Annotated in this window: 14 protein-coding genes; 9 read left to right on the top strand and 5 right to left on the bottom strand. The window is 37.8% G+C overall.

From position 1 onward, the window contains the following. A partial coding sequence (locus tag ACP6PL_RS15420) for a MerR family DNA-binding transcriptional regulator (protein ID WP_426546149.1) occupies nt 1-97 on the bottom strand: 97 nt, incomplete at its 3' end. 71 nt (nt 98-168) lie between these two features. On the opposite strand from ACP6PL_RS15420, the gene ACP6PL_RS15415 reads away from it, so the two are divergent. Then, nucleotides 169-1,200: an acetyltransferase domain-containing protein gene (locus tag ACP6PL_RS15415; protein WP_426546148.1), complete on the top strand. Its 1,032-nt coding sequence runs from the start codon at nt 169-171 to the stop codon at nt 1,198-1,200. Between the two features lie 220 nt (nt 1,201-1,420). Then, a complete protein-coding gene (locus tag ACP6PL_RS15410; protein ID WP_426546144.1) occupies nt 1,421-2,494 on the top strand; it encodes a YheT family hydrolase in 1,074 nt (357 codons plus the stop codon). 561 nt (nt 2,495-3,055) lie between these two features. Here ACP6PL_RS15410 and ACP6PL_RS15405 read toward each other — a convergent pair. Next, on the bottom strand, nt 3,056-3,436 hold the full coding sequence (locus ACP6PL_RS15405) for a hypothetical protein (RefSeq protein WP_426546143.1): 381 nt from the start codon (nt 3,434-3,436) through the stop codon (nt 3,056-3,058). Between the two features lie 854 nt (nt 3,437-4,290). Here ACP6PL_RS15405 and ACP6PL_RS15400 point away from each other — a divergent pair. The 6 genes from ACP6PL_RS15400 (at nt 4,291) to ACP6PL_RS15375 (ending at nt 11,445) form a co-directional block, all read left to right on the top strand. Then, on the top strand, nt 4,291-4,791 hold the full coding sequence (locus tag ACP6PL_RS15400; protein ID WP_426546142.1) for a DUF2231 domain-containing protein: 501 nt from the start codon (nt 4,291-4,293) through the stop codon (nt 4,789-4,791). Further along, complete coding sequence (locus ACP6PL_RS15395) at nt 4,788-5,393, top strand: DUF2231 domain-containing protein (protein WP_426546141.1); 606 nt, start codon at nt 4,788-4,790, stop codon at nt 5,391-5,393. The genes ACP6PL_RS15400 and ACP6PL_RS15395 overlap by 4 nt, the downstream gene beginning before the upstream one ends. Nucleotides 5,394-5,653: 260 nt before the next feature. Beyond that, nucleotides 5,654-6,562: a cytochrome c oxidase subunit II gene (locus ACP6PL_RS15390; RefSeq protein WP_426546140.1), complete on the top strand. Its 909-nt coding sequence runs from the start codon at nt 5,654-5,656 to the stop codon at nt 6,560-6,562. 531 nt (nt 6,563-7,093) lie between these two features. After that, nucleotides 7,094-8,788, top strand: a complete 1,695-nt coding sequence (gene ctaD / locus ACP6PL_RS15385; protein WP_426546139.1) for a cytochrome c oxidase subunit I — start codon at nt 7,094-7,096, stop codon at nt 8,786-8,788. A gap of 369 nt (nt 8,789-9,157) precedes the next feature. Then, nucleotides 9,158-9,772 (top strand): cytochrome c oxidase subunit 3, encoded by a 615-nt coding sequence (locus ACP6PL_RS15380; RefSeq protein WP_426546138.1) that lies wholly within the window; start codon nt 9,158-9,160, stop codon nt 9,770-9,772. Nucleotides 9,773-9,927: 155 nt separating this feature from the next. Then, a complete protein-coding gene (locus ACP6PL_RS15375; protein WP_426546137.1) occupies nt 9,928-11,445 on the top strand; it encodes a GMC oxidoreductase in 1,518 nt (505 codons plus the stop codon). 64 nt (nt 11,446-11,509) lie between these two features. Here ACP6PL_RS15375 and ACP6PL_RS15370 read toward each other — a convergent pair whose 3' ends face one another. After that, the gene (locus ACP6PL_RS15370) at nt 11,510-11,932 is read right to left on the bottom strand and encodes a putative toxin-antitoxin system toxin component, PIN family (protein ID WP_426546136.1); all 423 of its coding nucleotides are present in this window, start codon (nt 11,930-11,932) and stop codon (nt 11,510-11,512) included. Beyond that, on the bottom strand, nt 11,929-12,165 hold the full coding sequence (locus tag ACP6PL_RS15365; protein WP_426546135.1) for a hypothetical protein: 237 nt from the start codon (nt 12,163-12,165) through the stop codon (nt 11,929-11,931). The genes ACP6PL_RS15370 and ACP6PL_RS15365 overlap by 4 nt, the downstream gene beginning before the upstream one ends. 98 nt (nt 12,166-12,263) lie before the next feature. On the opposite strand from ACP6PL_RS15365, the gene ACP6PL_RS15360 reads away from it, so the two are divergent. Next, nucleotides 12,264-12,827: a Uma2 family endonuclease gene (locus ACP6PL_RS15360; protein WP_426546134.1), complete on the top strand. Its 564-nt coding sequence runs from the start codon at nt 12,264-12,266 to the stop codon at nt 12,825-12,827. A gap of 505 nt (nt 12,828-13,332) precedes the next feature. On the opposite strand, the gene ACP6PL_RS15355 is transcribed toward ACP6PL_RS15360, so the two are convergent. Further along, nucleotides 13,333-13,699: pentapeptide repeat-containing protein (locus ACP6PL_RS15355; protein WP_426546133.1), on the bottom strand; the 367-nt coding region annotated here is incomplete at its 5' end.

Below are 13,699 nucleotides of genomic sequence, written 5' to 3'. Positions count from 1 at the left end.
ACATTGTGCGCTTGGCTTTTAACTTTCCAGAATTATCCCAACGCTGTAAAGTTTTTACACTAACTCCTAATCTTTCCGCAAATTCGTTTGGTTTCATATCCTAGACATTTTGTGTATATTTGTCTATGATAGTCTATATTCTTGACCTTTAGCAAGCAATAGTCAAATATTCCTCTATTTCTAACACGGTGGATAACTCATATTTGCGCCCCCACATTCATTTTTCTAGCAGGAATAGGAGCTTATTTGTCTCTCAAACGTGGCAAAACTAAACAACAACTTTGTCAATTTTTGTTGCTCCGAGGGTGTTGGTTTATTCTACTAGATTTAACAGTAATACGTTTGAGCTGGAGGTTTAACCTGAGTTCTATGTTTTCTGCTGCGGGGGTGTTATGGGTGATCGGTTGTTCGATGATTTTCTTGGCAGCAATAATTTATCTTCCTACTCGGATAATAGCAGCAATTGGAATTTTGCTTATAGTCGGACATAATCTTTTTGATAATGTACAAGCAGAGCAACTAGGAAATATTGGTTGGTTGTGGGCAATACTTCACCAGCGCACAATGATTGAACCAATTTCTGGGTTTCGCTTATTTATCCTCTATCCTCTGATTCCTTGGATCGGAGTCATGGCATTAGGTTATGCTTTCGGAACATTGTTTGAAATGGAAAAATATCGGCGACTTCAGCTATTAAGAAAAATCGGTTTAAGTATGCTCGTTGCTTTTATCATTATTCGAGCAACTAATATTTATGGCGACCCCAATCCTTGGTCAATTCAGTCTAACTTTCCTGATACCTTACTATCGTTTATTGATTGTCATAAATATCCACCTTCATTGCTATATTTATTAATAACACTCGGTCTAGCAATTCTATTACTTTATTTTTTAGAAAAATCCAATATCCGTTATTTGAAGCCATTAATTATATTAGGTCAGCAACCATTATTTTTCTATGTTATCCACGTTTACTTAATTCATTTAACTGCTATTTTATTTGCCTTATCTAGATATGGTATAACACCTTTTACTTTCTCCCAACTAGGCATCAGTTGGAAACCAAAATCATTTGGGTATGATTTACCAATTGTTTATCTAATTTGGTTGTTAATAACTTTCCTGTTATACATTATCTGTGACTGGTTCGCTAAGTACAAGAAAAAGCATAAAAGTAAGTGGTGGTTGAATTACCTCTAAAGAGCAGTTATTTAGGGATATATTCTGTTTTTATTAATATATGTTATAGTTTTTATTTTTATTCCCTATTCCTTCAAATCCAAAACTTATATCTCTAACCAATTTAATCAAAACTATGTTCAGTTCTAGTAAACAGTTATTAAACTTATGATGATAATGATGGCTAACTGATATACTATTACATTAATCAATTTAAGTTTTATTAGATTAACATTTATCTATGGGTCATCCTTCTTATACTCCTCCGTGGTTCCTGAAAAATGGTTTAGCAATGACTCTTTATGCAGCGTTTTGGATACCCCGTTTTTGGGAAGAGACTACTACATTTCCTGAGCCTCCTTACCAAGATACAATTTTTATAGGTGCAAATGATGTACCAATTTTTGGCTGGATGGCTATTCCAGAAAACCCAAAAGGTACAATTATTGGGACTTATGGAATTACAGGAGAGCTAGATAATCAATGGTTCTTACAACTATTAGGACGCAAAGCTTATGCCCAAGGTTATGCAGTTATTTTATTTGATTGGCGTGCCCATGGCAAGACAGCATTGCTGTCACCAGCTCTAACTTCAGATGGGATTTATGAAGGGCAAGATTTTGTTCATATTGCTGCTCAAGCAAAAGCAATGGGTTGTCCGCCTAATTTTTGGTTTACAGCATATTCTTTGGGAGGGCAACTAGCACTTTGGGGTGCAAAAGTAGCAGAAAATCTGGCTCCGGAATTAGGATTAGCAGAAACAGATATTGGTGGCTGTGCAGTTATTTGCCCCAGTCTAGAATCTCAACGTTCTCTCTCTTATTTAGATAGTTCTCCTGTTGGAAGACATTTGGATAAAGGAATTAGTAAAAATCTCAAAAAATTAGCTTGGTTAATTCACGAGCATCATCCAGATTTTATCGATCCAGAGGCAATCGAACGGGCAGATTCTATCTGGAAATTTGATGAAGAATTTATTATCGAAAGATTAGGATTTTCATCAGTAGAAGACTACTATAAAGCAACAAGTCCCCTATATTTTTTGCCTAATCTTAAGAAAAAAACATTGATTATTTATGCAGAAGATGATCCACTATTTGACCCAACAATTGTGCCAGATTTAAAATCTGCTTGTAAAAATAATTCTGCCATTGATTTAATTGTAACTCGTTACGGTGGTCATGTGGCTCATATTAGCAATAAATCATGTCAAAAACTTGCCCAAGATGCCGATATTTGGTGGGCATGGAATAGAGTTTTTGAATGGATTAAACAACATGAAACAGCAACATTAACTACTGCAGTTGCTGTCTAATTTAATCATCAGGAATTGGGCAATATTCCTAATTCCTGAAACTGATTTTGTAGTCAATATTTAGCAAATTAATATAGCACTATAAATTAAGATTAGGACACTGGTAAAAGTAGAAAACTTTTGCATTTTACTTTCTGTGTAGCAGTATAACTTCTGATATCAAATCCCCTTGATTGAACATAAAAAAAATCTCCAATCGTCATAACTACGCTAATCTTTGTAATTCTCTCTCCTCCTGATTCCTGACTCCTCTTGACTTAACCAATCTATGGCTGTTTAACAGGATTTGATATGACAAATTTATATGAGAAGTTGATTTTTAAGGTGACTGTAGCTAATATGCTGTTTGATATTATGTCTAGATAAACACTAACTGTAAAGTCATTCCGACTGAAACGGAGTGCAAGGAAGAAATTTCTTATGTTTTAGATATTTCTTCTATTTATTTCTAATGATAAGTATTTAACCGGAAATGATCTGATTTTTGGGAAAAGTATTATCGACAGGAATAGTATTATCGACAGGAATAGTTTTTTAGATTTGTTTATAATTGTTGTTAAGTCAAGTTTTTATTTGTGGTTTTATCTGACACCACCTGCAAAATTTCTTAAACCAACCTGACTTTACTTGTCTCCGTGGATGCTGCTCTAATTTATCTAAAATTTTCTGATTACGCATTAGAGTAAGTGGCACTTTCGGTCCGATAGCATCCATATCCTCATCTCGAAAGGCCATGTAATTAATTTCTCTATAAAGTTCTGGGAATCTCCGGTTAACTTCTTGCCTAAAAATTTGAATATTACCATCATCCCAATAATCCCATAAATCTTTGTATCGAGAGCGATCGCCTCCAATAACTACAGTTAGATATTGGTTAGCCGGATTGCAAGAATCTGAATCACAATCTCGGATCAGGGAAAAATGATATTGTGAAAAATCCATAATTTTTTAAATTTTAGGATGTTTTCACTATAACTAATTACCATTCTTTTTCGGATTAATTTTTATTAATAAAAGGGCGCTTAAGTCGGATAATAAATACTTCTAATTGTACAGAATAACTGCTATGATTCAATTAATTACCCAGAATATATTCTACAGGAATATTATTGTGCATCCTTTGATAAATCCCTTGTTAGTTTTACTAAGATTAAAATTTTTGCATCTATGATGTTTTTTATGTTTTCTTAATTTTATCTCTTCATTAAAACCAACTTTACTGGAGCGGCACAGCGAAAAAAAGTTTTTAATACCAGACTTTTTTTGAGTAACAATGTAAAATTTTTCTGTAAATTTAGTTACAGTATTTTAGCGACATAGAGAATGGCGTAGTCTTAAATTTTAATTAAACAGTTAGTTTTTATAGTATTTAAGCAGAAAGTTCCTGATAGAAAATATGATTTATAATTCCCTTTATTTAAAAGATAATAATCCTTTAAATTTAAGCTATATAGCCGTTACAGAAAAGATATATAATTTGTAAGATTTGCCGACCTAAGATTCTGAGCTTTTTTACATTTTCAGAATAAAAATAGTGCAGTTCATTATGACAAACCGTCAAATCTAAAGAAAATAATGTTATCTTCACTACATAGATTTTTAACTTTCATCAAAAAAAAAAGAATTGAGTGTTTTTATCAGTAAACTGTGAGAATTGATACGGTTAAAAATAGATATAGTCTTTAAATTCAAGTAGAACGTTATGAGAAAAAGTTGATGAAAATATTTGTCTGAAGTAACTCGTAAAGTTTAATTTTTTTTTCACGCATATCTATATCTACTTCAAGGAGAAGACTATGTGGGAGTATCTACCACCTTTAAACGAACACAATTTACCCTATCCAGATACAATACATCCCATCGTTGTCCACTTCGTAATAGCGATGGTATTATTTGCGTTTATATGTGATATTATTGCTTATTTCACTCGAAATTTTCGTTTATATGAAGTAAGTTGGTGGAATATGTTTTTTGCCACCATTTCTATTTTTATTGCCATAATATTTGGTCAGTTTGAAGCTGGTCTGGCACAACCTTATGAAGCAGTTCAACCTATATTAAACTTACATACACTAATTGGTTGGTCTCTCTCAGGAATCATTGCTGCTCTCACTGGTTGGCGTTATGTGATTCGTTCCAACAACACAGAAAAATTGCCGATGCCATATCTGGGATTAGGATTGGTGTTAGTAGTTATAGTTGGCCTTCAAGTCTACCTTGGAGATGAACTGGTTTGGGTCTATGGATTACACACAGTCCCAGTAGTGGAAGCAATAAAGGAGGGAATTTTACAATGAACCCGGAATTAATAGATAGTTTGAGTGCCCAACTTGGGGCAAATGGACTTCCTTACGCTATACCCATTCATCCGAATTTAGTTCATCTGACTCTAGGTCTGTTTATTATGGGGATTGCCTTTGATATTGTTGGCATATTGTTCCCTCTACAAAAACCATTCCTGAAAGTTTTAGCGATATCTGCTACTCGTTCCAACTTTTTTGATGTAGGTTGGTACAATATGTTAGCTTCATCAATTATTACGTTTTTCACCGTAGCAGCAGGATTTTATGAAATAATGCTGGCAACACCATCTCCTGAACTCAAAAGTGTCTGGGGGTTAGGAGCAATGGATACGATGTTGTGGCATGGAGTTGGTGGTGTTTTGCTATTAGGGATGATTGTGGGAATGACCATTTGGAGAGGATTTCAACGTTATATTTTTTCTCAGGATAAACTTCTAGAAGTGCAATGGAGTTATTTAGCAGTTGGTTTATTCATCATGTTTATTATGTATGTTCATGGTACTTTGGGCGCACAGTTAGCTGCAGAATTTGGAGTACACAATACTGCTGATGCTTTGCTAGAATTAGGTAAAGACCCTAATGTTATCCTGAAATAATTTTATACCGTTTCACGGAAGTCAAAAGCGAGTGTGTAATTCTGAGGTCTCCTACGGGGCGTATAAAGTGCGGAAGTAATTCCGCACACAGCCCCTCCAGAATGTAAGACACACTCAAGACAGTCAAAAGTCAAAACTAAGATTTTATTTATAGACTTAAAACTTTGACGCTACAGTAATTTCAGGAAATTATTTCACATCTAAAGTTTCAAACTATTTGTGACATCTCTAAAGTGAATTGGTATTAGTAGGATATTGATATGAAAATCCGCACTATTTTAACCTTGGGAGCGATAGCTCTGGTTTTAGCTGCTGTTAGTTTTTGGATCGGGCAACTATCTTACTCGTGGTTACCAGTTCAAGCGGCAGCAGAATCTATCTTAATTGATGAGTTATTTAGTTTTCTCGTCACCCTCGGTAGTTTCATATTTTTGGGTGTAACTGGAACCCTAATGTATTCAGTTATTTTCCAACGCGCTGCAAAATATGACTACAGCGACGGACCCCATATTGAAGGTAACATTACCCTAGAAATTGTTTGGACAGCAATACCAATTTTTCTAGTATTTTGGATTGCTGCTTACAGCTACAATGTCTATGAAAAAATGGCAATTCAGGGACCGATGGAATTAGTGCATTTGCATACACCATTAGAAATGGAATCAGCTTATGCAACTCCACTGGAACCTGCAGGTGAACCTGTAGAAGAAATCAAAGTATATGCCAAACAGTGGTCTTGGGTATTTCGCTATCCAGAAAATGGCGTGACTAGCACCGAACTGCACTTACCTGTAGATCGGCGAGTGCGGGTAGAATTAAATTCAGAAGATGTGCTGCATGGATTTTATATTCCAGCATTCCGACTGAAGCAAGATATTATTCCCAAGAATCCAATAGATTTTGAATTTACTCCCATCCGGGTTGGCAAATATAGTCTGACTGATTCTCAATATAGCGGTACTTATTTTGCCACAATGGCAGCAGATGTAGTTGTTGAATCTCCGCAAGATTACAAAAATTGGCTGGCAACAGCAGCAAATACTAGATTATCTCCAGCAGAAAATCAGGCACATACTGAATATATTCAAAAATCAGAAGCACCGGTGCAACCAGGTTGGCCTTCAGTTAAACCTGCTTCACCTCCTGTTGTTAATTATCATAAGAGTTAGGAAGCTTATTTCAGTTATCAGTTATCAATACCTCTAACTGAACCCAGATGTTTGAAATACTGAAGTTATTCTTTAAACCTTATTTTTTTAGATAAGGAAGTAGAAACAAGAAAAATTTAAACTCAGAACTGCAAAAGTAATATATGACACAAGCATTTATTGTAGCTGTCTAACTTACCCTACTGGACTGACACAGCTAAAACTGTGCATTAGAAAAATGACTTAATTTCTGATCAATTCAGACTTTTCCTAAAAATTTATTGCACGATTTAAGGTGTGTCACTCCACTACTGAATTGACACATCCAAGATGGTGCGTTACGACAGATTTATGAATCTTTTTCATAATCTAAATTTAAGCCGTCTAACACACCCTACTGGACTGACACAGCTAAAACTGTGCATTAGGGAGTAGGGGAAAAAGATTGTTGTTGGATTTCGCACTCCCTCAACCCAACCTACATCTTGTGTCAGTCTACTAGAAGTTTTGCTACAGATTTTTATTTGCAGATATCAAGGAAAAAAATATTCTATGAAAGAAATAACAATTGAAGGCATTAGTGATGCCATAGAAAAACCAGAACACGAACAACCGCCCAACTGGCGACGATACTTCAGCTTTAGTACCGACCATAAAGTTATCGGTATCCAATATCTAGTTACCTCCTTTATCTTCTTCCTAGTCGGTGGAATATTTGCGATGGTAATGCGGGGCGAACTAATGACTCCAGAATCAGACCTTGTAGATCGCACTATTTACAACGGAATGTTCACCATGCACGGCACAATAATGCTATTTTTGTGGACGTTTCCATCTTTAGTCGGTTTGGCAAACTATCTCGTACCCATAATGATCGGAGCGCGAGACATGGCATTCCCTCGTTTGAATGCTGCTGCTTTCTGGATGGTGCCAGTAGTCGGTATCCTAATGATGGCTAGTTTCTTTGCTCCTGGTGGACCTGCTCAAGCGGGTTGGTGGTCATATCCTCCTGTAAGTATCCAAAATCCTACGGGCAGCGTAATTAACGGCCAGGTAATATGGATTCTTGCTGTTGCTATTTCCGGGGTTTCCTCCATTATGGGGGCGGTTAACTTTGTCACAACTATTGTGAGAATGCGATCGCCAGGTATGACTTATTTCCGAATGCCAGCTTTTGTTTGGACAGTATTTGCTGCCCAAATTATTCAATTATTCGGACTGCCAGCACTAACGGCAGGTGCAGTGATGTTGTTATTTGACATTACAATAGGAACCGGATTTTTTAATCCTGCAAATGGAGGCAACCCAGTTTTATTCCAACACTTTTTCTGGTTTTATTCCCACCCTGCGGTTTACGTTATCATCCTACCTATTTTTGGTATTTTTTCGGAAATCTTCCCAGTATACAGTCGCAAACCATTATTCGGTTACAAAGTGGTAGTAATTTCATCCATGATTATTGCTGGAGTCAGCGGTTTAGTTTGGGTACACCATATGTATGCGAGTGGTACACCTCCCTGGATGCGGATGGTGTTCATGTTATCAACCATGTGCGTTTCTGTACCTACAGGAATTAAAGTATTTGCTTGGGTAGCGACTATTTGGGGTGGGAAAATTCGCCTGAATACTCCCATGTTATTTTCCTTGGGTGGGTTGATAATGTTTGTGTTTGCTGGTATTACTGGCATTATGCTTTCTGCTGTTCCTGTAGATATTCACGTTAACAATACCTATTTTGTCGTTGGTCATTTTCATTATGTTCTCTACGGCACGGTAACCATGGGAATGTATGCTGCCATTTATCATTGGTTTCCTAAAATGACTGGGAAAATGTATTATGAAGGTTTAGGGCAATTACATTTTTGGTTGTCATTCATCGGCACCAACTTAAACTTTTTACCAATGCACCCATTAGGTTTGCAAGGAATGTTGCGCCGAGTTTCTTCCTACGCACCTGAATATGAATTCTGGAATTTGGTAGCAAGTCTGGGAGGATTTTTGTTGGGAATGTCTACTTTGCCCTTCATTTTAAATATGGTTAGTTCCTGGATACAAGGTAAACAAGCACCTGCTAACCCTTGGCGAGCAATAGGTTTAGAATGGATGATTTCTTCCCCTCCAGACGTGGAGAATTTTGAGGAACTTCCTATAATTATTTCTGAACCTTATGGTTACGGTAAATCAGAACCTTTGACTGCTAACGATCCCAACCGTCATATAGCAGCAGTTCCCGAAACTGTTAATTAGGTGTTTTGTTTGTAGTTGGGCTTTAGCCCCTCAAATATCGGGACTTACACACGCATAGCAGCAGAAAATAGACTCAAACATAGACAAGCAGAGGTTTTTACGTAAAAAAGGCATAAATCTTTAATAAGCAAGGGTTTTAGCCATTTTTAGGGCATTGATGTAATGCCTTTGTCTAGACTGACTTTTTTTCCGGAATGCTGCGCAAACAAGCAGTTTTTCTACCAAAAAATGTCTAAGTACCAATATTTATCTATGGGCTAAAGCCCAACTACAAGCCTTATTATCAATTTTTCTGATCTATCACCTAGGGTTTCCGAAAAATTCAGGTATAGCGACAATAAAACCATTAAATAAAAGGAGAATTTGAATATGGATAGTGCAGTTACTTCAGAACAAGTACAGGAACCTTTGCATTCAGCAGTTGCCGAACATACCCACGACGAAGAAGGCAATAGTATGTTTGGGTTTATCGTTTTCCTACTTTCGGAAAGCATCATTTTCCTCAGTTTCTTTGCTGGATATATTATTTACAAAACCACAACTCCTGACTGGTTGCCCCCAGGTGTTTCTGGTTTGGAAGTTAGAGAACCTGCTATTAATACAGTGATTTTGGTTTCCAGTAGTTTTGTTATCTATTTCGCAGAAAAAGCTTTAGAACGTCACGACTTCAAATGGTTTCGCATATTTCTGTTTGCCACAATGGCAATGGGAACCTATTTTGTGGTAGGTCAAGGAATTGAATGGAATAGTTTAGAGTTTGGTTTCACCACAGGAGTATTCGGTGGAACTTTCTATTTGTTGACAGGTTTTCACGGTCTCCACGTTATCACAGGTATTTTGTTACAAGGAATTATGTTAGGTCGCTCTTTCATTCCTGGTAACTACGACAACGGTCACTTTGGCATTAATGCTACTTCTCTATTTTGGCATTTTGTTGACGTAATTTGGATTATTTTGTTTATCCTTATCTATATTTGGCAGTGAAATAATTAGGAATTTAGGAGTCAAATTATGTCCGCTTGAATAGTTATAATTAAAGTTCGTAGTAGGGCTTTAGCCCTAACTGCATATCGGGCTAAAGCCCTACTACAAACAAAAATGTTTTTATCACTAAAAAAAAATATTAAAGGAAGAAAAAAATGATTATTGACGACCAACATTATGATGTAATTATTGTCGGTACAGGAGCAGGTGGTGGTACTTTAGCTTATAAACTTGCTGCGACTGGGAAAAAAATTCTTATTCTAGAAAGAGGTGATTTTATGCCTCTGGAAATCCAAAATAGGGCAAACGCTGATATCTTTAAAAAAGAACTTTACCGCGCCGATGAAAATTGGTACGATAATGCAGGCGAACCATTTTCTCCACAGACAAATTATGCCATTGGTGGCAATACCAAAATCTATGGAGCAGCCCTAATTCGGATGCGGGAAAAAGACTTTGAAGCAGTAGAACATCAAGAAGGAATTTCTCCTGAATGGTGTCTCAAATACAAAGATTTTGAACCTTATTACACTGAAGCAGAACAACTTTATAAAGTTCACGGTAAGACAAGCAACGACCCCACCGAACCTCCTCGTAGTGGAGAATATCCTTATCCAGCAGTTGACCACAACCCAGAAATTCAAAAAGTTGTCGAAGCGATCGCCGAACAAGGTCTACATCCAGAAACTCTACCATTAACTCTCACTCGTGAAGAGGAAGACCCCACTGGAGACTCGGAAGTATTCGGTATTGCACCACTGCTCAACTCTCCTAACATTACTATTAAAGCTAATGCCAAAGTAGTCTGTTTACTAACCAACTCTTCTGGGAATACCGTCAAAGCAGTAGAAGTAGAAATTGGCAAACAATCATTTCTATTTTTTGGGGATATTGTCGTACTTGCTTGTGGTGCGGTAAACTCAGCAGCATTACTATTACGTTCTGCTAACGAAAAACATTCTGATGGTTTAGCAAATAGTTCCGGACAAGTTGGGCGCAACTTGATGAAACATCAAATGACCGCCGTAGTGCAACCCAGTCCGAAACCTAACTCTGGCAATTTTCTCAGAAGCGTTGGTGTAAATGACTTTTATTGGGGGGACGAGAATTATTCCTATCCAATGGGTCACATTGAGAACACAGGGGGCTTACTCCAAGATATTACTTTTGCTGAATCTCCACCTATTTTATCTGTGTTAGCAAAAGCAATGCCAGGCTTTGGTTTGAAACAGTTAGCATTGCGTTCCATTGGTTGGTGGATACATTCGGAGATATTACCAGACCCCAATAACCGCGTGGAAGTCAAAGGGGATAAGCTGTTTTTCCATTACACTCCCAATAACTGGGAAGCACACGATCGCCTAGTTTATCGTTGGATGGATGTATTGAAGTCCGTAGACAAAGCAGTAGGAAATGCAGTTTCAAAGCGAGGCAACATTTATCCCCGTGGAGAAGTTCCCATCGAAGTTGTCGCCAACCAGTGTGGTACTTGTCGGTTTGGGGAAGACCCGAAAACATCGGTTTTGGATATTAACTGTCGTACCCACGATGTAGATAATTTATATGTTGTAGATAGCAGTTTTTTCCCATCAAGTTCTGCTGTAACTCCTGCTTTAACAATTATTGCTAATGCTTTGCGAGTAGGGGAACATTTAAAAGAGAGATTGGGATAAGTTTGAAAATTTAGAAATCATCTTTTCCCCACGTTGGCAAATTTCAACGTGGGTTTTTGACGTTTTATCCATCATTATTCATCTGTTCAAATAACTGTTGAACTGACAAAATAGGGAGACTTGCATCAGCAAAATCATCAGCATTGCGAGTAACAATAGCATCAACATTCTTAGCATAAGCACAAGCTAATTGTACTGCATCTTCAAAGTCTCTCAAATTAGAAGCAAAAGCAGTTTCTAAAATATTACGATTAACGTCGCAAATTTTCATTAATGCTAATGTCATAGCAACTGCTTCTCTTGCTCGTTCAAGACTTTTAGTTTGTTTTCTAACAATGTAGAAAATATTAGTTAAAGTTGTTGCTGTGACAAAGCCTTCGATTTCGTGAACTCTGATAGCTTCAAATAGAATATTAGCATCATTTAAAAATGCCTCTCTCTCTAATACAAAATCTAGGACAATATTAGTGTCTATCAAAACTCTCATTTTAAATATTTCTCCACTAAACGCTCTTCGAGCATCGCTTCAACTTCCGCATCATTTGGAGGTGGACTATCTGTTTTTCCTATACCTCGCAACTTGTCTAAGAAATCAGGAGGTAACTCTGGCCGAGGGCGGAGTTCCTCATTCAAAGAATCTGCAATGGCCTTGAGTAACAATAGGCGATCGCTCACCGATAAATTCAAAACTTTTTTTCTTAATTCTTGTAGTTCTGACATAACTTTGATTCCCTAAAATCTTATGCTATAATATTACCATATATTCTTAAAAATCTACTGCTCAACTATTATGAGATTTGTCACTCCTAAACTTGATTATGCCTTTAAAAGAATATTCGGCTCTAATAACATTACAAGAATTTCTGCAACTGCCAGAAACGAAACCAGCAAGTGAATACATTAATGGAGAAATTATTCAAAAACCTATGCCAAAGGGACGACATAGCCGCTTGCAAGGAAAACTCTGTGCCACGATCAATCAAGTCGCAGAAGAAGCAAAGATTGCCTATGCTTTCCCAGAATTGAGATGTAGTTTTGGCGGGCGATCGATTGTCCCCGATGTGGCGGTCTTTCGGTGGGAGCGTATCCCGTTTACACCAGAGGGTGAGGTTCCAGATAACTTTGACCTACCGCCAGATTGGACGATTGAAATTCTGTCTCCTGAACAAAGACCAAACAAGGTGATAGGTAATATTCTTCATTGTCTAGAGCATGGAAGTCATCTAGGTTGGTTCGTTGATCCAGATGACCTCAGCATTTTGTGCTTACAACCGCAAAAACAACCTGTGTTGTGTAAAAGCGATCGAGTTCTTCCAGTGTTTCCTGATGTAGAATTAACTCTCACTGTCGATGAAATATTTGCCTGGTTAAAAATGGGGTAATAATTCATTATCAATTTTCCCGTAGGTTGGGTTGAGCTGGTCAAAACCATAAATCCCCCTAAATCCGCCTTTGTAAAGGGGACTTTTTCTTGGCTCCCCCCTTTCAAAGGGGGGCAGGGGGGATACAAATGAGCGATCGCTTATAACGTAGGTTGGGTTAAGCTGGCGAAACCATAAATCCCCCTAAATTCCCTTAGAAATGGGGATTTGAAGATTCTCCCCGCTTTCAAAGGGGGGCAGGGGGGGATACAAATGAGCGATCGCTTATAACCTAGGTTGGGTTAAGCTGGGGAAACCGATAAATCCCCCTAAATTCCCTTAGAAATGGGGATTTGAAGATTCTCCCCCCTTACAAAGGGGGGCAGGGGGGGATACAAATGAGCGATCGCTTATAACCTAGGTTGGGTTAAGCTGGGGAAACCGATAAATCCCCCTAAATTCCCTTAGAAATGGGGATTTGAAGATTCTCCCCCCTTACAAAGGGGGGCAGGGGGGATAGAAAATTTTACTGTTGTTGTTGACTTGCTGCTTCTGACTGAGCAACTGCTGTAGCAAATTCTGGATTTTGTTGTAGGTCTTCTGGAACTTTTCTTGCTTCATGTAAACCGATAGCATTTGACCACTTGGTTTGATTATCCCATTTGATATTAATAAGGTTGGCACCACTGAGGTTGGCATCTCTGAGGTTGGCATCTCTGAGGTTGGCATCTCTGAGGTTGGCATCTCTGAGGTTGGCACTAATGAGGTCGGCACCACTGAGGTCGACACGACTGAGGTCGGCATCTCTGAGGTCGGCACGACTGAGATCGGCACCACTGAGGTCGGCACGACTGAGGTCGGCACTAATGAGGTCGGCACTAATGAGGTCGGCA

Source organism: Dapis purpurea BLCC-M126 (genome assembly GCF_050015975.1).
In the GTDB taxonomy this organism is placed as follows: domain Bacteria; phylum Cyanobacteriota; class Cyanobacteriia; order Cyanobacteriales; family Microcoleaceae; genus Trichodesmium.
This window is presented reverse-complemented; position numbering and strand designations above follow the sequence as displayed.